Annotated in this window: 20 protein-coding genes; 15 read left to right on the top strand and 5 right to left on the bottom strand. The window is 73.6% G+C overall.

All coding sequences use genetic code 11. The features are described 5' to 3' along the window. Positions 1 to 244: 244 nt before the first annotated feature. Entirely contained in the window at positions 245 to 2,413 is a 2,169-nt protein-coding gene (locus ACIQMR_RS08250) for a primosomal protein N' (RefSeq protein ID WP_401384348.1), read from the top strand. A gap of 264 nt (positions 2,414 to 2,677) precedes the next feature. On the opposite strand, the gene ACIQMR_RS08245 is transcribed toward ACIQMR_RS08250, so the two are convergent. Then, a complete protein-coding gene (locus ACIQMR_RS08245) occupies positions 2,678 to 3,196 on the bottom strand; it encodes a hypothetical protein (RefSeq protein ID WP_401384345.1) in 519 nt (172 codons plus the stop codon). A 224-nt stretch (positions 3,197 to 3,420) separates the two neighbouring features. On the opposite strand from ACIQMR_RS08245, the gene fmt reads away from it, so the two are divergent. The 7 genes from fmt to kdpA all read left to right on the top strand — a co-directional run bounded on the left by fmt (position 3,421) and on the right by kdpA (position 11,523). Beyond that, positions 3,421 to 4,365 carry a methionyl-tRNA formyltransferase gene (gene fmt, locus ACIQMR_RS08240; RefSeq protein ID WP_328724675.1) on the top strand — a complete coding sequence of 315 codons (945 nt, stop codon included), beginning with the start codon at positions 3,421 to 3,423 and terminating at the stop codon, positions 4,363 to 4,365. A 35-nt stretch (positions 4,366 to 4,400) separates the two neighbouring features. Further along, positions 4,401 to 5,834 (top strand): RsmB/NOP family class I SAM-dependent RNA methyltransferase, encoded by a 1,434-nt coding sequence (locus ACIQMR_RS08235; RefSeq protein ID WP_401384342.1) that lies wholly within the window; start codon positions 4,401 to 4,403, stop codon positions 5,832 to 5,834. 287 nt (positions 5,835 to 6,121) lie between these two features. Further along, positions 6,122 to 6,568: an SAV_915 family protein gene (locus ACIQMR_RS08230; RefSeq protein WP_401384340.1), complete on the top strand. Its 447-nt coding sequence runs from the start codon at positions 6,122 to 6,124 to the stop codon at positions 6,566 to 6,568. Positions 6,569 to 6,709: 141 nt separating this feature from the next. Continuing rightward, entirely contained in the window at positions 6,710 to 6,799 is a 90-nt protein-coding gene (gene kdpF / locus ACIQMR_RS08225; RefSeq protein WP_401384336.1) for a K(+)-transporting ATPase subunit F, read from the top strand. Next, on the top strand, positions 6,799 to 8,988 hold the full coding sequence (gene kdpB / locus ACIQMR_RS08220) for a potassium-transporting ATPase subunit KdpB (RefSeq protein ID WP_401384333.1): 2,190 nt from the start codon (positions 6,799 to 6,801) through the stop codon (positions 8,986 to 8,988). Before kdpF ends, kdpB begins: the two co-directional genes overlap by 1 nt. 1 nt (position 8,989) lies before the next feature. Next, positions 8,990 to 9,871, top strand: a complete 882-nt coding sequence (locus ACIQMR_RS08215) for a potassium-transporting ATPase subunit C (RefSeq protein ID WP_401384332.1) — start codon at positions 8,990 to 8,992, stop codon at positions 9,869 to 9,871. 2 nt (positions 9,872 to 9,873) lie between these two features. Then, positions 9,874 to 11,523, top strand: a complete 1,650-nt coding sequence (kdpA, locus tag ACIQMR_RS08210; RefSeq protein WP_401384329.1) for a potassium-transporting ATPase subunit KdpA — start codon at positions 9,874 to 9,876, stop codon at positions 11,521 to 11,523. A gap of 103 nt (positions 11,524 to 11,626) precedes the next feature. Here kdpA and ACIQMR_RS08205 read toward each other — a convergent pair whose 3' ends face one another. After that, positions 11,627 to 13,024 (bottom strand): S41 family peptidase, encoded by a 1,398-nt coding sequence (locus ACIQMR_RS08205; RefSeq protein WP_401384328.1) that lies wholly within the window; start codon positions 13,022 to 13,024, stop codon positions 11,627 to 11,629. 275 nt (positions 13,025 to 13,299) lie between these two features. Between ACIQMR_RS08205 and rpe the strand changes: the two genes are divergently transcribed. Then, on the top strand, positions 13,300 to 13,983 hold the full coding sequence (gene rpe, locus ACIQMR_RS08200; protein WP_401384326.1) for a ribulose-phosphate 3-epimerase: 684 nt from the start codon (positions 13,300 to 13,302) through the stop codon (positions 13,981 to 13,983). A 75-nt stretch (positions 13,984 to 14,058) separates the two neighbouring features. After that, positions 14,059 to 15,105 carry a sugar-binding transcriptional regulator gene (locus ACIQMR_RS08195; protein ID WP_401384323.1) on the top strand — a complete coding sequence of 349 codons (1,047 nt, stop codon included), beginning with the start codon at positions 14,059 to 14,061 and terminating at the stop codon, positions 15,103 to 15,105. Between the two features lie 108 nt (positions 15,106 to 15,213). Here the strand turns inward: ACIQMR_RS08195 and ACIQMR_RS08190 are convergent, their stop codons facing one another. Together ACIQMR_RS08190 and ACIQMR_RS08185 are read right to left on the bottom strand one after the other, a co-directional pair. After that, the gene (locus ACIQMR_RS08190) at positions 15,214 to 16,335 is read right to left on the bottom strand and encodes an amidohydrolase family protein (RefSeq protein ID WP_401384320.1); all 1,122 of its coding nucleotides are present in this window, start codon (positions 16,333 to 16,335) and stop codon (positions 15,214 to 15,216) included. Beyond that, entirely contained in the window at positions 16,336 to 17,751 is a 1,416-nt protein-coding gene (locus ACIQMR_RS08185) for a glutamine synthetase (protein WP_401384318.1), read from the bottom strand. 69 nt (positions 17,752 to 17,820) lie between these two features. On the opposite strand from ACIQMR_RS08185, the gene ACIQMR_RS08180 reads away from it, so the two are divergent. The 3 genes from ACIQMR_RS08180 (at position 17,821) to ACIQMR_RS08170 (ending at position 20,191) form a co-directional block, all read left to right on the top strand. Further along, positions 17,821 to 18,285: a ribonuclease domain-containing protein gene (locus tag ACIQMR_RS08180; RefSeq protein WP_401384315.1), complete on the top strand. Its 465-nt coding sequence runs from the start codon at positions 17,821 to 17,823 to the stop codon at positions 18,283 to 18,285. Then, positions 18,282 to 18,644, top strand: a complete 363-nt coding sequence (locus ACIQMR_RS08175; protein ID WP_385472999.1) for a barstar family protein — start codon at positions 18,282 to 18,284, stop codon at positions 18,642 to 18,644. Before ACIQMR_RS08180 ends, ACIQMR_RS08175 begins: the two co-directional genes overlap by 4 nt. Positions 18,645 to 18,748: 104 nt before the next feature. Continuing rightward, positions 18,749 to 20,191: a GuaB1 family IMP dehydrogenase-related protein gene (locus ACIQMR_RS08170; RefSeq protein WP_401384311.1), complete on the top strand. Its 1,443-nt coding sequence runs from the start codon at positions 18,749 to 18,751 to the stop codon at positions 20,189 to 20,191. 77 nt (positions 20,192 to 20,268) lie between these two features. Here ACIQMR_RS08170 and ACIQMR_RS08165 read toward each other — a convergent pair whose 3' ends face one another. Further along, positions 20,269 to 21,261, bottom strand: coding sequence for a GDSL-type esterase/lipase family protein (locus tag ACIQMR_RS08165; protein WP_401384309.1), 993 nt, complete (start codon positions 21,259 to 21,261; stop codon positions 20,269 to 20,271). A gap of 254 nt (positions 21,262 to 21,515) precedes the next feature. Between ACIQMR_RS08165 and ACIQMR_RS08160 the strand changes: the two genes are divergently transcribed. Together ACIQMR_RS08160 and ACIQMR_RS08155 are read left to right on the top strand one after the other, a co-directional pair. Continuing rightward, on the top strand, positions 21,516 to 23,978 hold the full coding sequence (locus ACIQMR_RS08160) for a nitrate- and nitrite sensing domain-containing protein (protein ID WP_401384306.1): 2,463 nt from the start codon (positions 21,516 to 21,518) through the stop codon (positions 23,976 to 23,978). Beyond that, positions 23,971 to 24,444, top strand: a complete 474-nt coding sequence (locus tag ACIQMR_RS08155) for a roadblock/LC7 domain-containing protein (protein ID WP_401384304.1) — start codon at positions 23,971 to 23,973, stop codon at positions 24,442 to 24,444. The genes ACIQMR_RS08160 and ACIQMR_RS08155 overlap by 8 nt, the downstream gene beginning before the upstream one ends. Positions 24,445 to 24,448: the final 4 nt, after the last annotated feature.

Here is a 24,448-nt window from a genome sequence, read left to right as displayed (position 1 = left end):
CTCTCGTGTCTCCCGGGGCTCTCGTGTCTCCGGGGCGGGCGCGTGATCCCTGGCGTCCGCCCGGCGCGGCCCGGCCCGGCGCATGGCGAGGGGCGTGCCCGCCGCCCCCGCCGTAAAAGGCGTGGCAGCGTGCAGAGAGCCGTCGCTGCGCGGCCCTGGCACACCCGCCCCACCGTCACCGCTCGGGTCCCGGGCGCGGCCCGCACGGCGGACGTTGTCGGTGGGGTCTGGTAGGAATTTGGCTGTGAGCAGCGACAACGAACGTTCCTCGCGGCCCGGGGACGGTCCGCCGGAGCAGCTTGCGCTCATTCGGGAGACCGTGCGGAAGGCGAAGGTGCCGCGGGCCAAGCCGCGGACGTGGCGGGGGGCCGCGCTGGCCAAGGAACGGCCCGTGGCGCGGGTCGTCGTGAACAAGGGAGTGCTGCACCTCGACCAGTTCTTCGACTACGCGGTGCCCGAGGAGCTGGACGAGGCCGCACAGCCGGGGGTCCGGGTCCGGGTGCGGTTCGGGGCCGGGGCGCACCAGGTGCGGGACGGGCGGCGTGAGGGCGGCCGGCTGATCGACGGGTTCATCGTCGAGCGGCGGGACGAGTCCGACTACTCCGGACCGCTCGCCGCGCTCGCCGGAGTCGTCTCGCCCGAACCGGTGCTGAGCACCGGGCTGCTCACGCTGGCCAGAGCGGTCGCCGACCGTTATGCGGGCAGCCTCGCCGATGTGCTGCAGCTCGCCGTGCCGCCGAGGAACGCGCGGGCCGAGTCGAAGCCGTCACCCGAGCCACTCCCGCCGCCGGGCGCGCCGGAGGCCGGGACCTGGCGGCGGTACGGGCGGGGGCCCGCGTTCCTGGAGGCGCTGGCGGGCGGGGGCGCACCAAGGGCCGTGTGGAGCGCGTTGCCGGGGCCGCACTGGGCGGAGGAACTGGCGAGGGCCGTCGCCGCCACCCTCGCCTCCGGGCGGGGCGCGCTCGTCGTCGTGCCGGACGGCCGGGCCGCCGCCCGGGTCGATGACGCCCTGACCGGTCTGCTCGGCCAGGGGAGGCACGCGGTGCTGACCGCGGAGGCCGGCCCGGAGAAGCGGTACGGGCAGTGGCTGGCCGTACGGCGCGGGTCCGTGCGGGCGGTGGTGGGGACACGGGCGGCGATGTTCGCGCCCGTCCAGGACCTGGGGCTCGTCGCGATATGGGACGACGGCGACTCCAGCCACAGCGAGCCGCACGCGCCGCTGCCGCACGCACGCGAGGTGCTGCTGCTGCGCGCTGCCCACGAACGGTGCGGGTTCCTGCTCGGCGGCACGAGCTGCACGGTGGAGGCCGCCCAGCTCGTCGAGACCGGCTGGGCGCGCCCGCTGGCCGCGGACCGTGAGGAGGTCCGCCGTGCCGCGCCCCTGATCCGCACGGTCGGCGACGGCGAGCTCGCGCGCGACGAGGCGGCCCGGGCCGCCCGGCTTCCCTCGCTCGCCTGGCAGACCGTGCGGGACGGACTGCGGACGGGCCCGGTGCTGGTGCAGGTGCCCCGGCGCGGCTACGTACCGAGGCTGGCCTGTGAGCGGTGCCGTACGCCCGCGCGTTGCAGGCACTGCTCCGGGCCGCTGGAGGCCCCGGAGGAGCGGGACCTGCGGTGCGGCTGGTGTGCGCGGGACGCGACGGGGTGGCACTGCGCGGAGTGCGGCGCGGTCCGGCTGCGGGCCCAGGTGGTCGGCGCGCGGCGCACGGCGGAGGAGCTGGGGCGCGCGTTCCCGGCGGTGCCGGTGCGCACGTCCGGGCGTGACCATGTGCTGGACTCGGTGCCCGACCGGCCGGCCCTCGTCGTCAGCACACCGGGCGCGGAGCCCGTAGCGGAGGGCGGGTACGCGGCCGCGCTGCTGCTCGACGGCTGGGCGATGCTCGGGCGGCCCGATCTCCGGGCGGGCGAGGAGGCCCTGCGGCGGTGGACGGCCGCGGCGTCGCTGGTCCGTGGCCAGGCCGAGGGCGGCACGGTCGTGGTCGTCGCCGAGCCCACGCTGCGGCCGGTGCAGGCCCTGGTGCGATGGGATCCCGTCGGCCATGCCCAGCGGGAGCTGGCCGAGCGGGCGGAGCTGGGCTTTCCCCCGGTGTCGCGGATGGCGTCGCTCACCGGGCGGGCGGAGGCGGTGGCGGAGTTCCTGGCCACGGCGTCACTGCCGGGCGACGCGGAGGTGCTCGGACCGGTGCCGTTGCCGCCGGTGCCCGCCGGGCGGCCGCGCCGGGCCGGCGATCCTCCCCCGGCCGCGCAGGGGGGACCCCGGCCGGGGGAGCAGTGGGAGCGGGTACTGCTGCGCGTACCGCCGGGGAGCGGGGCGGCGCTGGCCGCCGCGCTGAAGTCGGCGCAGGCCGCCCGGCTCGCCCGGACGGGCGGTGACCCGGTCCGCATCCGGGTGGACCCTCCGGACATCGGCTGAGGTGTGGTTCTCGCGGCGGCGGCGGCGAGGGCGGGGCGGACGCGGCCGGAGGAGGCCTCGCGGGGGTGGGTCGCCGATCGGGTGCGATCCGGTGCTGGTGCTGGTGCTGGTGCTGGTGCCGCTGCCGATGCGGGGACTGCGGACACGCGCACGGGAGCGCCGGACGGAGCGGCGACGCCATACCGTCCACCGGCGAACCACGGTGCCTGCACAGCACCGCCCCGGCGCACCACCGCGGTGCACCGGGGCGGCCGGGATGAGGGGTCAGCCGTTGCGCGGGCCGGGGAAGGCGCTCGGGCGGACCTCCTCGCGAAGAGCGTGGGCGCTCGGCGCGGGCTGCGGCGGCATGGAGCGCGCCGCGGGCACCGCGGGGGCGACCGGCATCGTGCGCGCCGGCTCCGGCTCCGCCGGGACCGTGGCGGCGGGCTGCGGTGCGGTGCGCCGTGACCCGTAACGGCGGTGCACGGCCTGCTTCGTCACACCCAGCGCCGAGCCGACCGCGTCCCACGAGAAGCCGAGCGAACGGTCGAAGTCCACCGCCGCGGTCACCAACGTCTCGACGCTGTCCCGCAGTTCCTGCGCGAGACGGACGGTCGGAGCGGGGGCCCTGCCGTAGACGACGAAGCCCGTGGACGGACCGGAGCGACGTGGACGGTAGACGTTGCCCAACTGGGCCGTGAGCGTGCGCAGAGCGTCCACCTGCCGGCGGACCCGCTCGATGTCCCGCACCAACAGATGCAGACTCGCCCGGGCTTGGGCGTCGTGGGTTGCGTGGTCGGCCATGAACAAGCCTCTCGAACCGGCGTTGAAAAGGGTCGGGCCGCACCGGAGCTGCCCGATTCGGTCAATCTCTCTTGACCAACGCGCCAGCGGGCATTGTGGTCACGGTGCAAGGGTGCAAGGGACTACGCGTGGGGCGCGCGGCCGTCCGTGCGCCCCCTGTCGGTGGGGCCAAATAGACTGGTGCGTCGCGCGAGCAACCCGGCACACAGAGCGAGGTAATACCAGTGAAACTTGTCTTCGCGGGCACCCCCGAGGTCGCCGTACCCGCCCTGGATGCCCTCATCGCCTCGGACCGGCACGAGGTCGCCGCGGTCGTCACCCGGCCGGACGCCCCCGCGGGCCGCGGCCGGCGGCTCGTCGCGAGCCCCGTCGCGCAGCGCGCGCACGACGCGGGGATCGAGGTCCTCAAGCCGGCGAGGCCGCGCGACGAGGACTTCCTCGCCCGGCTGCGCGAGATCGCCCCCGACTGCTGCCCCGTCGTCGCCTACGGGGCGCTGCTGCCGAAGGCCGCGCTGGACGTCCCGGCCCGCGGCTGGGTCAATCTGCACTTCTCGCTGCTGCCCGCCTGGCGCGGCGCGGCGCCCGTGCAGCACGCGATCCTCGCGGGTGACGACATGACCGGCGCCTCGACGTTCCAGATCGAGGAGGGGCTCGACTCGGGGCCCGTCTACGGGGTGATCACCGAGCATGTGCGCCCGACGGACACCAGCGGCGATCTGCTCACCCGGCTCGCCTTCGCGGGTGCCGGACTGCTCGCCGCGACGATGGACGGCATCGAGGACGGCACGCTCAAGGCCGTTCCGCAGCCCGCCGACGGCGTCACCCTCGCCCCGAAGATCAACGTCGAGGACGCGCATGTGGACTGGCACGCGCCCGCGCTCCGGGTCGACCGGCTGGTCCGCGGCTGCACGCCCGCGCCCGGCGCGTGGACGGTCTTCCGGGGCGAGCGGCTGAAGCTGGTCAACGTCCAGCCGCTCCCCGACCGTACGGACCTGGCGCCCGGCGAGCTCTCCGTCGGCAAGAACCATGTGCACGCGGGCACCGGCTCGCACGCCGTCGAACTGCACTGGGTACAGCCGCAGGGCAAGAAGCCCATGCGTGCCGCCGACTGGGCCCGGGGGGTGCGGATCGCCCCCGGCGAACAGCTGGGTGCCGCCGACGTACGCTGAAGGGGTTCGACCCTTTCAGAAACGCGGAGCACCTTTTGAGCGAGCAGAGCCGTCGCCGTCCCCACAAGCCGTACCGCCGCCCCAAGAAGGACCCCGTACGGGTCCTCGCGTTCGACGCGCTGCGGGCCGTGGACGAGCGGGACGCGTACGCCAACCTCGTCCTGCCCCCGCTGCTGCGCAAGGCCCGTGAGCAGGACGATTTCGACAGCCGGGACGCGGCGCTCGCCACCGAGCTGGTGTACGGGACGCTGCGGCGGCAGGGGACGTACGACGCGATCATCGCCGAGTGCGTCGACCGGCCGCTGCGCGAGGTCGACCCGCCCGTGCTGGACGTGCTCTCGCTCGGCGCCCATCAGCTGCTGGGGACGCGCATCCCGACGCACGCCGCGGTGTCGGCGACCGTCGAGCTGGCGCGCGTGGTGCTCGGCGACGGGCGGGCCAAGTTCGTCAACGCCGTACTGCGGAAGATCTCGCAGCACGACCTCGACGGCTGGCTGGAGCGGGTCGCGCCGCCGTACGAGGACGACGCCGAGGACCATCTGGCCGTGGTGCACTCGCATCCCCGGTGGGTCGTCTCGGCCCTGTGGGACGCGCTCGGCGGCGGCCGCGCCGGGATCGAGGACCTGCTGGAGGCCGACAACGAGCGGCCCGAGGTGACCCTGGTGGCCCGGCCGGGCCGGGCCACGACCGACGAGCTGCTGGACCTGCTCGGCGAGGAGGCCGGACTGCCAGGGCGCTGGTCCCCGTACGCGGTACGGCTGACCGAGGGCGGGGAGCCGGGCGCGCTCGCGCCCGTCCAGGAGAGCCGGGCCGGAGTCCAGGACGAGGGCAGCCAGCTCGTTGCGATCGCCCTGGCCAACGCGCCCCTGGACGGCGCCGACGCACGCTGGCTCGACGGCTGCGCGGGGCCCGGTGGCAAGGCGGCGCTGCTCGGCGCGCTGGCCGCGGAGCGCGGTGCCCATCTGCTGGCCTCCGAGAAGCAGCCGCATCGCGCCCGCCTCGTCGAGCGGGCGCTGGCCGGCAACCCGGGCCCGTACCAGGTCATCGCCGCCGACGGCACCCGCCCGCCGTGGCTGCCCGGCACCTTCGACCGTGTCCTCGTCGACGTCCCCTGCTCGGGCCTCGGCGCGCTGCGCCGCCGCCCCGAGGCCCGCTGGCGCCGCCGCCCCGAGGACCTGGACGGCTTCGCCCCGCTCCAGCGGAACCTGCTCCGCGAGGCGCTGCAGGCGGTCCGCGTCGGCGGAGTCGTCGGCTACGCCACCTGCTCCCCGCATCTCGCCGAGACCCGGGTCGTCGTCGAGGACGTCCTCAAGGGCCGCGGCGGCGAGCCCGCGCAGGCGGAGTGGATCGACGCCCGCCCGCTGATGCCGGGCGTACCGGCCCTGGGCGACGGCCCGGACGTCCAGCTGTGGCCGCACCTGCACGGCACGGACGCGATGTACCTGGCTCTGCTGCGGCGTACGGGCTGACTTCACGGCTCCTGGTCGTCCTGAACTGACCCGAGCGGTGGAATGCAAGCTCAGGACGCTGCAGCACCGGCTCCAAGTGATCGACGGCTGCCTCGCTCTGCGTGCCGTGGCGCGCCGTGGGGAGTTTGGACGTCCGCTGCCCGTAAGGGGCGCGTAAGTGGTGAGGCTCTTGCCGTCAAGCATCCGTCAGCGAGGGGGCCGGTGCGCCGACCGGTGGGCATAGCGTCGCCGGTGCACGTCCGGCCGGCCCGGCCGGGTGGCGTATTGGCCTCCCGAGGAGCGCACCCATGTCTCCAGTCGATCATTCCGAGGACCCCGAACCCTCCGAACGCGTCCCGGCCGGACCTCTCTTCGTGCCCGTCCGGCCGGGCCCCTCGGGCAGCACTGCCAGGTTTTTCCGCACTCCCCTCGGCCGCCGCACGGCCGTGGGCTTCACCTCGCAGCACAAGCTCGTCGCCACCCTGGGCGAGGACCACGCCTTCGTCCGGCTCTCCGAGCCCGCGCTGCGCGCTCTCGCCGAGCCCCTGGGAGTCACCGCCCTCACGGTCGACCCCCAGTTCTCCGCCCCGGCCCCCGCGGCCGGCCCCGGCCGTCGCGCAGCCCTCCGTGTCCCCGCTCCTCCGCGGAACCGGCGGCCCGACCGTGTGGCCCTCGTCGGCCCCCCCCGCCCGCCGTCGCGGTCCTGGACGGTCGTGCCAAGGCGCTCGTACGCCGTGAATCGCCTGCCGGCATGAGCAGCCGCGACATCGGCCTGTAGTCGCCGGGCCCCCGGACACCCCACCTCCTCGGCGGAGGCCTGCTCCTCCCGTACGCGAGCCGTGCCGCAAGCCGCCCGAAAGATCCATGAACATCCCTTATCTGAGGACGAGTTCTCGATGACCGTCGAAAACGCCGTCGGCCTGATCGCCGCCGTCGCGCTACTGGCCTACCTCGTGGTGGCCCTGACCACGCCGGAGCGATTCTGATGTCCGCTCCCACGAAGGTCCGACCCGCGCCCGTACCGGACGCCGTCCCGCCGGTACCCGAGCGCCGGCGCCGCATCGGGGCGGGCATGCTCGATCCGACGCAACTGTGGCGTGCGCTTCCGCAGGCGCTGCGCAAGCTGAACCCGGTGACCCTGTTCCGTAATCCGGTCATGTTCGTCACCGAGGTCGGTGCCGCGCTCACCACCGGCATCGCGGTCTTCCACCCCACGCTCTTCGGCTGGCTGATCACCGGCTGGCTCTGGCTCACGGTGGTCTTCGCCAACCTCGCCGAGGCCGTGGCCGAAAGCCGCGGCAAGGCGCAGGCCGACTCGCTGCGCAGGACCCGGCAGCAGACCACGGCACGCCGGCTGGCCGGCTGGGAGCCCGGCGCGGCGGCCGGCGCCTGGGTCGAAGAGGCGGTCGCCGCCGCGGAACTGCGGCGCGGCGACATCGTCTCCGTACCGGCCGGGGAACTGGTCCCGGGTGACGGCGATGTCGTCGAGGGCGCCGCGAGCGTCGACGAGTCCGCCATCACCGGTGAGTCCGCGCCGGTCATCCGGGAGTCCGGAGGCGACCGCAGCGCCGTCACCGGCGGCACCCGTGTGCTCTCCGACCGGCTCGTCGTGCGGATCACCCAGGAGCCCGGCGGGAGCTTCCTGGACCGGATGATCTCCCTGGTCGAAGGCGCCAACCGGCAGAAGACCCCCAACGAGCTGGCGCTCAACCTGCTGCTCGTCATGCTGACCTTCGTCTTCCTGGTCGCGGTCGTCACCCTGCAGCCGATGGCGATCTTCTCCAAGGACGCCATGGCGGCCGCCCCCGACACCGCGGCCCTCACCGCCGACGGCGTCACCGGCATCGTGCTGGTCTCGCTGCTGGTCTGTCTGATCCCGACGACCATCGGCGCGCTGCTCTCCGCGATCGGCATCGCCGGCATGGACCGCCTCGTCCAGCGCAACGTCCTCGCCATGTCGGGCCGGGCGGTCGAGGCCGCGGGCGACGTGAACACGCTGCTGCTCGACAAGACCGGCACGATCACCTTCGGCAACCGGCGGGCGAGCGCGTTCCTGCCGGTCGGCGCGGTGCCGGTGGAGCGCCTCGCGAAGGCCGCGCTGCTCTCCAGCCTCGCCGACGACACGCCCGAGGGCCGCTCGATCGTCGCGTACGCCTACGAGAAGCACTGGCTGACCGACCGGACCGTGGACGGCGCCGAGTGGGTGCCGTTCACCGCCGCCTCCCGGATGTCCGGCGTCGATCTGCCCGGGGAGAGACTCCGGCCGCAGGGCGGGGGAGGCAGGCAGCTGCGCAAGGGCGCCGCGGCATCGGTCGCGGCCTGGGTGCGCGAGCACGGCGGCGAGATCCCGGCGGCGCTGGACGAGACCGTCGACGAGGTCTCGGCCTCCGGCGGCACCCCCTTGGTCGTGGCGGAACGGGACGGCGACTCGGCCCAGGTGCTCGGCGTCGTCCACCTCAAGGACGTCGTCAAGCCCGGGCTGCGCGAGCGCTTCGACGAACTGCGCCGGATGGGCATCCGTACGGTGATGGTCACCGGCGACAACCCCGTGACCGCCAAGGCGATCGCCGAGGAGGCGGGCGTCGACGACTTCCTCGCCGAGGCCACCCCCGAGGACAAACTCGACCTGATCAAGCGCGAGCAGGCCGGCGGCCATCTCATCGCCATGACCGGCGACGGTACGAACGACGCCCCGGCCCTCGCCCAGGCCGACGTCGGCGTGGCCATGAACACCGGCACCTCGGCCGCCAAAGAGGCCGGCAACATGGTCGACCTCGACTCCGACCCCACGAAGATCATCGAGATCGTCGAGATCGGCAAGCAACTGCTCATCACCCGCGGCGCGTTGACGACCTTCTCGATCGCCAACGACATCGCCAAGTACTTCGCGATCCTGCCGGCGATGTTCGTCGCGGTGTACCCGGGGCTCGGCAGCCTCAACATCATGGGCCTGCACTCGCCGCTGTCCGCGATCCTGTCCGCCGTCGTCTTCAACGCGGTGGTCATCGTGGCGCTGATCCCGCTCGCCCTGCGCGGCGTGCGCTACCGGCCCAGCAGCGCCTCGGCCCTGCTCACCCGCAATCTGTGGATCTACGGACTCGGCGGCATCGTCGCGCCCTTCCTGGCCATCAAGTTCATCGACGTCGCCCTCGTCCAGTTCATCCCGGGGATCTGACATGACACGCATCCCGCACTGGCTCGCCCAGCACATCGCAGCGCTCCGGGTGGTCCTCGTCCTCACGCTGCTGACCGGTCTGGCCTATCCGCTCGCGATGACGGCCTTCGCCCAGGTGCCCGGCCTGGAGGGCAGGGCGGAGGGCTCCCGCATCACCGGAGCCGACGGCCGGCCGGCCGGCAGCTCGCTGATCGGCCAGTCCTTCACCGACGCCAAGGGCGACCCGCTCACGCGGTACTTCCAGTCCCGGCCCTCCAACGCCGGTACGGGCTACGACGCCGCGGCCTCCGCGGCCGGCAACCAGGGCCCGGAGTCCGTCGTGGACACCGCGGACAAGCCGAGCCTGCTCACCCTGGTGTGCGGGCGCAGCAAGGCGGTCGGCGACCTCGAAGGCGTCGACAGCTCGCGTCCGTACTGCACGGACGACGGCGTCGGCGCGGTCCTCGGCGTCTTCCACGACGGCGGCACGAGCGGACGCGTCACCCGCGTCGTCAGCCTCAACCAGCCCTGCCCCGCACGGCCGTTCCTCGGCTCCTACCAGGGCGTTGCCGTCGAATGCGCCAAGGACGGCGCGGACTACGGCCGCGCCATGACCGTGCCCGTACGCGGTGAGGCACCCGCGCACCCGAAGGTGCCGGCCGACGCGGTCACCGCGAGCGCGAGCGGTCTCGACCCGCACATCAGCCCGGCGTACGCCGAGCTGCAGGCGCCGCGCATCGCGCGTGAGCGGTCCGTGGACGAGGCCGCCGTCCGCGAGCTGATCGCGCGGTACACCACCGGGCGGGCGCTCGGTGTGCTCGGTGAGCCGGGCGTCAACGTCGTCGAACTCAACATCGCGCTCGACCGCACCCACCCGGTGCCGTCCCCGAAGCAGGGAGCCTGATCATGGCGGCCTGGATCCAGGCATCGCTCGTTCTCGCCGTGGTGGTGGGGCTGCACGTCCCGCTCGGCGACTACATGGCCCGCGCCCTCGACGGCGGCAAGCACGCGCGGGCGGAGAAAGCCCTCTACCGCGTCTGCGGCATCGACCCGGACAAGGAGCAGACCTGGCGGCACTATCTGACGGCGCTGCTGGCGTTCTCGTTGGTGAGCATCGCCGCGCTCTTCGCCCTCTTCACCCTCCAGGGCCGGCTGCCCTGGTCGACGGGGCACGAGGGCATGCCGTGGCGGCTCGCGCTGCACACGGCCGTCTCGTTCACGACCAACACCAGTTGGCAGAACTACGCGGGTGAGTCGACGACCGGTCACCTCGCCGTCATGGCCGGCCTGGGCGTCCAGGCGTTCGCCTCGGCGGCCGTCGGCATCTGCGCGGCCCTCGCCCTGATCCGGGGCCTGGTCCGCCGTTCGACGGGCGATCTCGGCAACTTCTGGACCGACCTGCTGCGCACGGTCTTCCGCGTCCTGGTGCCGATCGCGGTCGTCGCCGGACTGGTCCTGATGGCCGGCGGCGTGGTCCAGGGCCTCGGCGGCGGCCAGACCGTCACCACGGTCGCGGGGGGCGAGCAGACCCTGCTCGAGGGACCGGCGGCCTCGTGGGAGGGGCTCAAGCTCTTCTCCGGCGACGGCGGCGGTGTCTTCAACGCCAGCAGCGCGCACCCCTTCGAGAACCCCTCGGCGTGGACGAACGCCGTCGAGATCGTGCTGATGCTGCTCGTCCCCACCGCCTGCATCCGCATGTTCGGCCGGATGACCGGCAGCCTGAAGCACAGCTGGACGCTCCTCACGGTCGTCGGCATCCTCTTCGGCCTCCTGCTCGCCGCGGCGTCGCTCGCGCAGAGCACCCACACCGGGACGGTCACCGAGGCGGTCGGCGGTCCGTACGAGGGCACCGAGACACGCTTCGGCATCCCGGGCTCCACGCTCTTCGGCGTTGCCGCCACGGGCTCCGCCGACGGAGCGGCCAACTCCGCGTACGACAGCTTCTCCAGCCTCGGCGGAGGTGTGCTGCTGGCCGCGATGATGCTCGGCGAGATCGCCCCCGGCGGCACCGGCAGCGGCCTCTACGGCCTGATCATGGTGGTCCTGGTGGCCGTCTTCATCGGCGGTCTGATGGTCGGCCGCACGCCCGAGTACCTGCGCAAGCGGATCGGGTTCGCGGAGATGCGGTGGGTCGTCGTGTACGCGCTGATCCCGCCCACCGTGATCCTCGGGTGCGTGGGTCTCGCGCTCGCGCTGGGCCACGGCCAGACGTCGATGGGCAACCCGGGCGCGCACGGCCTGACCGAGCTCATCTACGCGTACACCAGCAACACCAACAGCAACGGCAGCGCGATGGCGGGCTTCAACGGCGCCACCGACTTCCACAACCTGCTGATGGTGGCGGCGATGCTGGCCGGCCGCTATCTGCCGATGGTCTGCGTCCTGGCGCTGGCCGGCCGCCTCGCCGGGCAGCAGCCGGGGATCGTCACCGCGGGCACCTTCCGCGCCCAGGGAGTCAACTTCGTGGTCCTGGCCACGGCGGCGTCCGTCATCCTGGCGCTGCTCAACTTCCTCCCGGCTCTCTCGCTCGGCACCGTCGCCGACGGGCTGCTCTAGCGGCGCTCCCGCCGGGAGGCGGTGACCGGAGCCCCCCGGCCCAGCCCGTCCCCGCCCCGCCCCGACACGAAGCGGGGCGGGGCGGGGCGGAGGCGGCCGTGGGTCAGCCGGACCGGGGGAGTACCTCGCGTGCGCGGTCGAACGCCGAGTCGCGGTTGCCTGCGAACTCCTCCTCCGTGAAGACCGGTTCGCTCAGGTGCGGAGGGATGCCGGGGCCGTCGAAGGTCCGGCCGTCGCGGGTCAGGAACTCCTCGTTCGGGAGGAGGAACTGCCAGCCGTTCGGGAGAGCCCTCGGCAGGACGTCGGAGAAGACGCCCTGCGTGGGCTGCCCGATGCGGATGGTCCGCCCCGGCCGTTCCATCAGCGCCTGAGTGAGGGTCTCGCCGGCGCTCACCGTCGAACCGCCGGTGAGGACCGCGACGGGACCCGTGTAGCGCGGGCCCTGCACCGGGCGGACGAGCTGGGGCTGGGGGCGGGTGAAGCGGGACGGGTCGGCCGCGTCGTTGCGGGCGCGCTTGGCGTAGGCGAAGTGGACGCGGTCGGTGAGGCGGCCGGCCAGCCGCAGGCCGAGGCTGTCGGAGCCCCCGCCGTTGATCCGCAGATCGATGATCAGGCCCGTCAGAGCGGTGGTGCGCTCCCGGGTGAAGACCGTGTCCAGGGCATCGTCCAGAGCGGCGAGGCTGTCGGCGTACGTCTCCGGCCTCGCCTCCGTATAGCCGCCGAAGCCGGTGACACGCAGATAGCCCTGCCCGCCCGGGAGATCCGCGTAGCCGATCCGGCCGCGCGCGAACTCCTGGAGCGGCCGGCCGGCCAGGTCCCGCTCCTGGATGTACGCCTTGATGGGCTTGTCCATGTCCCCGGTCGGAATCTCCGTGCCGGGACGCTTCTCGTAGAAGAAGCCCTGCTCGCCCGCGCTGATACGGACATGCGCGTCGTGCAGGGGCCGGACCATGTCGCTGAGCACCGCGAACAGCTCGGCGTCCGTCGTGCCGGCGTCGATGCGCGGGCGATGGCGGTCGCGGACCGCGCGCCAGTCGATGCCCTTGGCGGCGAAGAACGGATAGTTCTCCTCGAAGGTCTGCCAGAACGTGTCGAACACGGCGACCGGCCCCTGCGGCGCGGGTCGTGCGCACGCGGCGGGAAGCGATTCCAGGCGCCGCAGCCGGCGCTCTCCGGGCGAGCCGGCGATGCGCAGTGCGCCGGGGCGCACGGTCAGTACGGTGCCGTCCGCGGTCCGGTACGAGGCCGAACGGCCGCCGCCGCCAGAGCGCTCGGCGCTCCCGCCGGGCAGACAGCCGGCGGCGCTCGTCTGGTACTGCCGCAGCACGTCCCGGTCGACCGACAGGACCGTCCCGTAACCGTCCGTGCGCCACACCCCCTCGACCGTGTGCGGTGCGGTCGCCGCGGAGGCCGGGGCCGGAGCCACGGCCGTGCCTGCCGCGAGTGCCAGTGCCACGGCGGCCACCACGGTCCGGCGGACGGTGGTCGAACGGTGCGTCATCGTGCTCTCTCCCCGAGTGATCCGAGTGACGGGATCAGCACCACCACGATCGGGGGAGCGGGGACACGGGGACATCCGGCAGACCGGTCGGTCCGGGTGAGGGCAACCCCCGGACGACTCTACGGACAAACCCGCGGGCGGGCCGCCTTCAGACGGCCCCGAATGCCGGGAATGGGCGGACTGCGGCGCTCCGCGCGGCCCCCGGTCGCGAGCAAGGGCCCTCTTCCGTCCCCATCGAGGCCGGGAAGTGCGCGCGAGCATGGCAGTCTTGGCTCATGGCCCAGATCAACCCCAGCATCCTGTCCGCCGACTTCGCCCGGCTCGCCGAGGAGGCGAAGGCCGTCGAAGGCGCCGACTGGCTCCACGTCGATGTCATGGACAACCACTTCGTGCCCAATCTGACGCTGGGCGTCCCGGTGGTCGAATCGCTCGGTCGCGCCACGGACACCCCGCTGGACTGCCATCTGATGATCGAGGACCCGGACCGCTGGGCTCCGCAGTACGTGGAGGCCGGCGCGGGCTCCGTCACCTTCCACGTGGAGGCCGCCGCGGCCCCCGTGCGGCTGGCACGCGAGATCCGGGCCAAGGGTGCGCGCGCCTCGATGGCGCTCAAGCCCGCCACCCCCATCGAGCCGTACGAGGACCTGCTCGCCGAGCTCGACATGCTGCTGATCATGACCGTGGAGCCGGGCTTCGGCGGCCAGGCGTTCCTCGACATCATGCTCCCGAAGATCCGCCGTACCAGGGAGCTCATCACCAAGCACGGACTCGAGCTGTGGCTCCAGGTCGACGGCGGGGTCTCGGAAGCCACGATCGAACAGTGCGCCGAGGCGGGCGCGGACGTCTTCGTCGCCGGTTCCGCCGTGTACGGAGCCGAGGACCCGGCCGAGGCCGTCCGTGCGCTGCGCGAGCAGGCGGCCCGGAGGATCGCCTCGGCACCCTGGGCGTGCAACCACTGAGCCACGCTTACGTGAACGGGGCCCGACTGGGCTGATCAACATCACCCGGATCTGTCAGGATGGCGGTTCCGGAGTGTGAACAGCAGTGAGGAGATCGCGGTGTCTGCTATGTCGGCGGGACGGTCGGCCCTGCGGATGGGACCCGCGGAGCTGGTGCAGGCGGCGGCCATGGCCCGACGCTTCTACCTCGAGGGCAAGTCCAAGATCCAGATCGCGGAGGAGTTCGGCGTCAGCCGCTTCAAGGTGGCCCGGGTCCTGGAGACGGCGCTGGAGCGCGACCTCGTACGGATCGAGATCCGCGTACCCGCCGAGCTGGACGCGGAGCGCTCGGACGCGCTCCGCGCCCGCTACGGGCTGCGGCACGCGGTGGTCGTCGAGTCCCCCACGGAGGGCGAGGACGAGTCCCCCGACCCGGAGAACCTGGGCGAGGTGGCCGCGGAGCTGCTCGGCGAGCTGGTGACCGAGGGGGACGTGCTCGGGCTGGCCTGGGGCCGTTCGACGATCCATATGGCGGCGGCCCTGGACCGGCTGCCGCCGTGCACGGTCGTCCAGCTCACGGGGGTGTACGACGCCGGGACCGCGGAGCGCGGCTCGGTGGAGGCGGTGCGCCGTGCCGCGCAGGTGTCCGGTGGTGAGGCGCACCCGATCTACGCGCCGATGCTGCTGCCGGACCCGGCGACCGCGGCGGCGCTGCGCAACCAGACGGGGATCGCGCGGGCCTTCGAGTACTTCGACAAGGTCACGGTCGCGTGCGTGTCCATCGGTTCCTGGGAGCCGGGCATCTCGACGGTGCACGACATGCTGACCGACGAGGAGCGCTCGCACTACGCCTCGCTCGGCGTCGCGGCGGAGATGTCGGCGCACCTGTTCGACGCGGACGGCCGACGGGTCGGCCGGGACCTGGGCGAACGCTGCATCACGGTCGAGGCCGACCGGCTGCGCCGGATCCCGGAGGTCGTCGCCATCGCCGGCGGCCAGCGCAAGGCGGCGGCGATCGGGGCGGTGCTCAGATCCGGGCTGGTGACCAGCCTGGTGACCGACACGGCGGCGGCGGACTTCCTCCTGACGGAGTCCCGTCCCGCACCCCGCCCCGCCCTGGACCGCGCGGACCCGGACGACTGACCCCACGGCCACGGCCACGGCCACGGCCACGGCCACGGCCACGGACCTGGTCCTGGTCCCCGTTCCGGCTGCGGTTGCGGCCGGGATCCGGGCCGACCCGGCCCACCCTCACGGCTCCGCCGGGACCAGGCCGTACAGCCGGGCCGCGTTCTCCGCGGACACCATGCGGGCGACGCGGGCCGCGTCCGGTTCGGACCAGGCGCCCGACGAGGTCCAGGAGTCGGTGAGGCGGGTGAGCGCGTCCTCGAAGACGCGGGCGCCGACGACGTACAGCTCCGGGAGCCCGTACGCGTCGCTCGAGTAGAGAAGCTTGCCGAACGGGGTGAGCTCCAGCGCCTCGGCGAGGACCGCGGCGGCGCGGGCGCCCGTGTGGGAGAGCGCCAGGCCCACGTCCGCGTACACATGTGTGAACACGTTGGCGAGATAGGCCGCGTGCCGGTGGTACGGGTATCCGTGCAGCAGCACCAGCGGGCAGCCGTGGGGGGCGACCGCCCGGACGAAGTCCGTCAGCAACAGCGGATCGCAGCGGTCCAGGCGCAGATCGGGATCGCCGAAACCGGTGTGCAGCTGGAGCGGCAGCCCCGTGCGGACCGCCGACCACAGCAGATGGCGCAGCAGCACGGGGTCCGTGATCCGGCCGCCCGGAGGCCGGTCCGTCAGCCAGCGCGCCGCGGCGGCGTGCACCTCCGCGGCACCCGGCGGGTCGGGGTCGAGCCCGAGGCCGTGGCGGTACGCGGCGATCGACTTGAAGCCGGCGGCGGTGCGGGCGGCGGCCGTGACGGCGTGGTCGAACACTTCGAGGAACGACGCCGCGTCCTGGCCGGCATCCGCCGTGCGCTCCGCCAACGACTCCAGGCGAACGATCACGCCCGCCTCGCCGCCGCCGAGCCCGGCCAGCTCCCCGGGGCCCGTGAGATCGCCCGGCAGCCCCGTGTCCACCAGATACGTACCGGTACCGCTCGCCCGCAGCAGCAGCCGGGTCGACTCCTCGGCGCCCAGCTCGCCGCGACGCTCCAGATACCTCTCCGCGGGGCAGTGGGCGTCGAGGCCGAGGAGCGGCGGGCACCAGCGCAGCACCGCGAAGCCCAGCTGGGTGTCGAAGAAGCTCGTGCCGGGCGCGGCGGGGGCGTTCGACTCGGTCAGGTACGAGGCGAATCCGTCCGCGTCCACGTCGTGGCGCAGCACCCCGTGGCAGTGGTGGTCGACGAGCGGCGGCAGCGTGAGGGGCATTCAGTACCGCCCGCGCGTCGCGTCGGCGATCTGCTGCGGGGCCCTGCCCGCGAACAGGTCGTTCTCCGCGCGGCGCACCGCGAGGACCGCCTCGAACAGCGCCTCGCCGAGCGCCGCACGCAGCACGTCCGAGCGCTCGAAGTGGTCCAACGCCTCGGGCAGCGACCGCGGCAGTCGCGCGGGCGCGCCCGTGCCGCCCCGCGTGGCCTTGTCGTCCGCCGCCGTGTCGCCGGGCCGGTCGGTCGTCGTGTCGCCCGGACCGTCGGCGCCGGTCACCGCCGGGTCGCCCCGCACCGGGTCCGGCAGCCGAGCCTTCGCCGCGACGCCCGCCAGCCCCGCCGCGATCACCGCACCCGTCACCAGATACGGATTGGCCGCCGGGTCGAAGCACTTCACCTCCGCGTTCGCGCCGTCCGGATCGTCCGGTGCGCCCGTGATGAAGCGGAGGGCGGCCTCGCGGTTCTCCAGGCCCCAGCACTGGAACACACCCGCCCAGCGGGACGGCTGGAGACGGAGATAGCTCGCCGGGGTCGGTGCGCCGATGGCCAGCAGGGCCGGCAGCGCGTCGAGCACACCCGCGAGGAACGACTCGCAGTCGTCCGTCATCCCGAACGGCCCCTCGCCGTCCCGGCACAGATTGCGGCCGTCCCGCCACAGGCTCAGATGCAGATGGCCGCCGTTGCCGACGCCGCCCGCCTCCACCGCCGGGCCGAACAGGGCGGTGAGCCCGTGCCGCACGGACACCGCACGGATCGTCTCGCGGACCAGTACGGCGAGATCCGCCGCGCCGACCGGGTCCGCCGGCGCCACGGACACCTCGAACTGCCCTGCCGCGTACTCGGGATGGATCTGGAGCACCTCCACGCCCTGCGCGGCCAGCGTCCGCAGGACCTCGTTCACGTAGTCGGACAGCTCGACCACCCGGGCCATCCCGTACGCCGGCCCCGCCCACGGATACGTGCCGTCCCGCTGCACGACCCACTCCGTCTCGAAGCCCATCCGCAGCTCGATGCCCCGCTCCGCGGCCCGCCGGGCCATCCGGCGGGCGAACAGCCGCTGGCACGCCGCGTACGGCCGGCCCTGCTGGTCGTACCGGTCCACGGGAGCCCACGCCCAGCCGGGCTGAGCGGCCAGCACCGTGAGCCGCTCCAGGTCCGGTACGAGTCTCAGGTCGCCGTCCGGGCCGCCGATGTGGCGGCTGGTGGTGTACGAATCGTCCACGAGGTAGACGTCGAAGACCGGGGACATCCCGACGCCGCGCGTTGCCGCGTGGGCGAGGCGGCCGACGGGGACGGCCTTGACCCGGGTGAGTCCTGCGTTGTCCACCCAGGTCAGCGCCACCCCGTGGACGCTCTCGGCGGTGAGCCTCGCGGACTCCTGACGGGCGGCGCGCTGTGTCTCGTCACTGTGCTGCACGGGGCATTCCCTACCCGCGGGGACCGATCCTCACCGTCTTCGCCACCCGGGCGTGACAGCATCGGCGGCATGCTGAACCGGCCCTTCCGGCTCTCGTACCTGTTCCGGCTGCTGACGGCGCTGGTGGCCTGTCCACTCCTGCTGCTGGTCGGCTGTTCCACCGGCTCCGGCAGCGACTCGGGCCCGGTCCCCGGGACCCGGAGCCCCGCGTCCACGGTGTCCTCGCCGCCGGCCCCGCTCTCCGCCTCCGCCTCCGGACTCGCCACCGTCCCGGTCGCCGGTCTGCCGCCCGAGGCCAGGGCGACCCTGCGGCTGATCGACCGCGGCGGGCCGTTCCCGTACAAGAAGGACGGCTCCACCTTCGGGAACTTCGAGGGCCTGCTGCCGGACCACAAGCGCGGCTACTACCGCGAGTACACCGTGCCCACGCCCGGCGAGCGCGACCGCGGTGCCCGACGCATCGTCACGGGGCAGGAGGGGGAGGTCTACTACACCGACGACCACTACCAGACGTTCAGGGTGGTACTCCGATGAGAAACGGCCCCCTCGCGGCACTGTTCGGCGCCACCGCAGGCCGGAACATCACGGTCCTCGACCTGCACGGTGTCACGGACAAGGCGGCCTTCATGGAGCGCTGCGCGAGCGACCTGGAGCTGCCCGCCTGGTTCGGCCGGAACTGGGACGCCCTCGCCGACTGCCTCACCGACCTGCCGGGGGAGGAGGGCACACTCGTCCTCGTCCGTCGCTGGCAGGAGTACGCCGCGGCCCGCCCGCGCGACTGGCAGACCGCCCAGGACGTCTTCGCCCAGGCCGTGGACACCATGCCGGGGCAGCTCGCCGTACTGCTCGCCCTTGGAGGATCCGACGAGAGTCCTTCGCGCGGTCCTGGATGATCGGCCCGCACGGATCACCACCCGTGTCATGGGACAATGAAGTACGTGCGTTTTCCTCGGATGAAACCTCCGGGGCCCCTCCGATCGACTGGGATGTTCAGCACGTGCGTTTCCTCAATGACCTCAAGCCGCCGTACGACCTGACGTACGACGACGTGTTCATGGTGCCGAGCCGATCGGCCGTGGGCTCCCGTCAGGGCGTGGACCTCGCCTCTCCCGACGGCACGGGCACCACCATTCCGCTCGTCGTCGCCAACATGACCGCGATCGCCGGCCGCCGGATGGCCGAGACCGTCGCCCGCCGCGGCGGCCTCGTCGTCATCCCGCAGGACATCCCGATCGAGGTCGTCACCGAGGTCGTCTCCTGGGTGAAGACGCGCCACCTCGTGCTCGACACCCCGATCGTGCTCACCCCGCACCAGACGGTCGCCGACGCGCTGTCCCTGCTGCACAAGCGCGCACACGGCGCGGGCGTCGTCGTGGACGAGGAGCAGCGACCGGTCGGCGTCGTCACCGAGCACGACCTGTCCGGCGTGGACCGCTTCACCCAGCTGTCCGAGGTCATGTCCAAGGACCTGCTGCTCATCGACGCGGACATCGACCCCCGCGAGGCGTTCACCAAGCTCGACAACGCCAACCGCAAGATCGCCCCGGCCGTGGACGAGGACGGCCGGCTCGCGGGCATCCTCACCCGCAAGGGCGCCCTGCGCGCCACGCTGTACACACCGGCCACGGACGCCGACGGCAAGCTGCGGATCGCCGCCGCGGTCGGCATCAACGGCGATGTGGCGGGCAAGGCGAAGCAGCTCCTCGACGCGGGTGTGGACACCCTCGTCGTGGACACCGCGCACGGCCACCAGGAGTCCATGATCTCCGCGATCAGGGCGGTCCGCGGCCTCGATCCGCAGGTCCCCGTCGTCGCGGGCAACATCGTGGCCGCCGAGGGCGTCAAGGACCTCATCGACGCCGGGGCGGACATCATCAAGGTCGGTGTCGGGCCCGGCGCGATGTGCACCACCCGCATGATGACCGGCGTGGGCCGGCCGCAGTTCTCCGCGGTGCTGGAGTGCGCCGCCGAGGCCAGGAAGTACGGCAAGCACGTGTGGGCCGACGGCGGTGTCCGTCACCCGCGCGACGTCGCCATGGCGCTCGCCGCCGGCGCGTCCAACGTCATGGTCGGCTCCTGGTTCGCGGGGACGTACGAGTCGCCGGGCGATCTGCAGCAGACCGCCGACGGCCGGCTGTACAAGGAGTCCTTCGGCATGGCCTCGGCGCGTGCCGTCCGTAACCGTACGAGCGAGGAGTCGGCGTACGACCGGGCCCGCAAGGCGCTCTTCGAGGAGGGCATCTCCACCTCGCGGATGTTCCTCGACCCGCAGCGTCCGGGCGTCGAGGACCTGATCGACTCGATCATCGCGGGCGTCCGTTCCTCGTGCACCTACGCGGGCGCGGGGTCGCTGGAGGAGTTCGCCGAGAAGGCGATCGTCGGCATCCAGAGCGCCGCCGGCTACGCGGAGGGCAAGCCGCTGCACGCCAGCTGGAGCTGACACGTCACTCGCCTCAGGGGCCGCGCCGGAGACCGGTGCGGCCCCTGAGGCGTTCGTCGGGCGGACGGCGCCATTCGTCAGACACGACCCAGCGCCGTCACCACGGCAGCCGCGAGGCGGGCGTGGCCCGCGTCGTTCGGGTGGAGCCCGTCCGCCAGGTCGTCCGGGGTGAGCAGGTCCCTGCCCGGCAGCAACGCCAGGTGCTTGTCGCCCGCGGCGGCCAGGTCGCGGGCCGCCTCCTCCATCGCCGTACGGAGCTCGGCGAGTGTGGCGCCCAGGGCGTTGCGCGTCGATTCGGCGTCCGGGCGCAGCACCGGGGAGACCAGCAGCAGCGGTGTCGCGGGGTGGCCCTCGCGGACGAGGGTGACGAAGGCGCGCGTCGTCTCGTACAGCAGGGGGGCCGAGTACGGGACGCACGACCAGCAGTTGGTGCCGAACGCGAGCGTCAGCAGCTCGGCGGGGAGCGCCGCGAGCTGCTGGGCCGTCGGCAGCTCGCCGCGCGCCGCGCCCGCGTACCCGAGGTTCACGCAGTCGAGGCCGAGGGCCCGGCCGGCGGTCGCGGGCCAGGAGTGGGCGGGCCGGGTCGACCACCAGCCTTCCGTGATCGAGTCCCCGTGGACCAGCCATCGGGGCTGTCGCGGCGCGGGAGTCACCGTCCCGCCGAGCCCGCGCAGTCCGAGGATCACCGGGGACTGGGACTCGGGCGGATGGATGGTGAACGGGCCGGGGCCGGCCGGCAGCCCGATCGTCACCGTGGCCTCCTCGGCCGGCTCGGTGAACGACTCGTGCAGGCAGCGGTCGCCCTGCCACAGGGCGAAGCAGTGCGCGAGATCGCGCAGTGCGTCCGTCGGGCCCGGCACCCGGGCCCGGTAGCGCAGTTCGACCGCCCGCGCGCCGTCCGGCGCGGTGAACTCCAGCCGTACGCCGACGGGCAGCGCCGCGCGCTCGCACGTGTCCCAGGGCAGCCGGGCGGTGTCGCCGGGGTCGGCCCGCACCGTGCGCACGCCGTCGTGCCAGGCCACGCCGCGCAGAAACGGTGCGGGATCGAGCCAGGTCGCGTCCGGCGTCACGTGGGTCCTCCGATCGTCGGGTACGGGAACCTCACTCCTACCCCGCCGCCGCGACGTCGTGCCGTCCCCGGTGCCGGGCGGTTCCGCGGCACCGTGCAGCAGAGCTGACGAAGTGTCAATGACCAGCGCCGGCAACGGCTACGGGCGTTACCGGCGGGAGCATTGCGCCATCCATGACGGATCGCGTAGCTTGACTGCCCCTACCGGTCGGTAACCAGCCGCTGACCGCTTGTCCCGAACGTCCTGGGGAGTCCATGCGCCGGCGACGCCGTCCCACGATCCGCGGCCGGATCGTGGCCCTCACCGTCGTCCCGACCGTCGCCCTGATGACGCTGTGGAGTTTCGCCATGGTGTCGGTGACGGGGGATCTCCGGGCCCTGATCCGGCTCCAGAGCATCTACGAGGGCTTCGGCACGCCCGTCGACACGGCCGTGGGGCAGGTCCAGATCGAGCGCCGGCTCGCCGCCGCGTATCTGGGAGCCGGACAGCGCAACGGCGGCACGGCCGACGCCGCGGCGCTGCTGGACCAGCAGCGCTCGACCGATCGCGCCGTCGAGGCCATGCGCGACGCGATCGGCGACCAGGAGCGGCGCGAGGACCTCTCGGCACGGCAGCGGCAGTCGCTGGACGCCATGGACGCCGCGGCCGCGCGGCTCGACCGTCTGCGGGAGCGGGTCGTCGACCGGCGGATCTCCTGGAACGAGGCCGTCGACGCGTACACCACGATCGTCGAGCCCACCTTCGATGTGCAGTCCCAGCTCACCGCGCTGCAGGCCGGACAGCTTGCCCGGGAGGCGCAGGTCGTGGTGGAGCTGGTGCGGGTGCGGGAGTTCGTGTCCCGGGAGGACGCGCTCGTCGCCGGAGCCCGCGCCGCGGGCAACCTCACCGACAGCCAGTACGACACGCTCACCGCGACGATCGAGGACCGGCGCGTCTTCCACCGTACGTACGTCGCCGATCTGCCCGCCGACTCGCGCGAGCTGTTCACGGACTTCCAGCGCACCGCCGAGTACCGGGCGCTGACGTCGGGTGAGGACACCCTGCTGCGGGCGGGTGCGGCGAACGCGGGCGAGGCCATGGCCGCCGAGTCCTGGCGGACCACGACCGACCGCGCGGTCAAGCGGTACATGCTGCTGTGCACCGACTCCGCGCTCAACGCGGCCGAGCGCGGGCGGGCCTTCGCCTACCGCGAGATGGTCAAGGCGGCCGTCGTCGGTGTCGTCGGCCTGATCGCCGTCGGGCTGTCGATCTGGCTCTCGGTCGGCGCGGGACGGCGGATCGCGCGGCGGCTGGAGGAACTGCGGGACGCGGCGGACGTGCTCGCGACCCGCCAGCTGCCCGAGGTGATGGAACGGCTCGGCGCGGGCGAGGACGTCGACGCGGCCGCGGCGGCGCCTCCGCTGGACTTCGGTGACGGCGACCGGGAGCCGGACGAGATCGCGCAGGTCGGGCGGGCTCTGAACGCGGCCCGGCGGGCGGCCGTCGAGGCTGCCGTGAAGCAGGCGACGCTGCGGCGCGGGATCTTCGCCGTGCTGCTGAACATCGCGCGGCGCAACCAGGCGCTGGTGCACCGGCAGTCGAAGCTCGTCGACACGCTGGAGCGGCGTACGACGGACCCGGACACGCTGGAGGACCTCTTCCGGATCGACCATCTGACGACCCGGATGCGGCGCCACGCGGAGGGCCTGATCATCCTGTCGGGCGCGGCGCCCGGGCGGCGGTGGCGGGCGCCGGTGCCGCTCGTGGACGTCGTGGCCGCGGCGGTCGGCGAGATCGAGGACTACGCCCGGGTCGTGGTCCCGCCGATGCCCGCGGTGGGGGTCGGCGCGGACGCGGTGGCGGACGTGGTGCACCTCGTCGCCGAACTCGTCGAGAACGCGGCGGCGTTCTCCCCGCCGCACACCCAGGTGACGATGCGCACCGGCGCCGCGCGCAACGGCTTCGTCCTGGAGATCGACGACCGCGGCCTCGGCATGGACGCCGACGAACTCGCCGAGGCCCACCGCACCCTCGCCCGCCCCGGTGACTTCGACCCGGTCCAGGACGAGCGTCTCGGCCTGTACATCGTCGGCCGCCTCGCCGCGCGGCACGGCATCACCGTCACGCTCACGCGCTCCCCGTACGGCGGCACCACGGCGGTGGTGCTCCTGCCGAATGCGATCATCGCCCCGGCGGCACCGGACCCCGACCCGGCCCCGGGATCGGGATCGGCTCCGGCTCCGGGACCGGCACCTGCGCCTGCACCGGAGCCCACGCCGACCGCCGCTGCCGGCGCCGTCGTCCGCGCGCTGCCCGCACGAGCGGCTTCCCCGCAGGGCGGGCGCGTCGGGCCGGACAACGGGCAGTCCGTGCTCCCCACCCGCACGCGCCACCGTCCGCTCCAGGCGCAGCCGCGCGACGACGGCGGGCCCGGGCCTCGGGCCGGAGTCGAGGGCGGCGCCGAGGCGGACGTCGAGGGTGCCGCGCCCCCGCGGGACGGGGGCGACCCGGGTGTCGGCGTACGGCCGCGGGTGCTGCCCACCAGGATCCGGCAGGCCTCGCTCGCCGCGCCGCTGCGGGAGGGGCCCACGGAGCCGGAGGGACCCGAGCGAGAGGTCGGCGCGGAGGAGATGCGGGCGATCTTCGGCGCGTTTCAGCGGGGGCTCGACCGGGGACGGAAGGCCGGCCCGGCCGGGCGGGAGAGTACGAACGACGAAGGGACGGGCGACCATGGCTGAGCCGCACGACAGAGAGCCGGCGGGGACCGCCGCGAGCGATCTCGGCTGGCTGCTCGACGATCTGCTGGCCAGGACCGATCACGTGCGGCAGGCCGTGCTGCTGACCGCGGACGGCCTGGTCACCTGCGCCTCCCGGGGCATGCCCGCACGGGACGTCGAGCATCTCTCCGCCGTGTGCGCGGGCTTCCACAGCCTCGCCAAGGAAGCCGGTTCCCGATTCGCGGCCGGGAAGGTCCGGCAGACCATGGTCATGCTCGACGGGGCGTATCTCTTCATCACCCCCGCCGGGGACGGCAGCCGCCTCGCGGTGCTCAGCGACGTCCGGACGGACGTCGGACAGCTCGCCCACGAGATGACGCTCCTGGTCAAGCGGGTCGGCCGGCACATGACGGTCCCCTCGCGCGCCGTCACCGGGCCCACCGGATCCACCGAGTCCACCGAGGCCGTCGACGCCACCGGCGCATAGACCC

This window comes from Streptomyces sp. NPDC091376, assembly GCF_044757085.1.
In the GTDB taxonomy this organism is placed as follows: Bacteria; Actinomycetota; Actinomycetes; order Streptomycetales; family Streptomycetaceae; genus Streptomyces; species Streptomyces pratisoli.
Note: the sequence above shows the minus strand (reverse complement) of the source record. Positions and strands in the feature narration are given on the sequence as shown.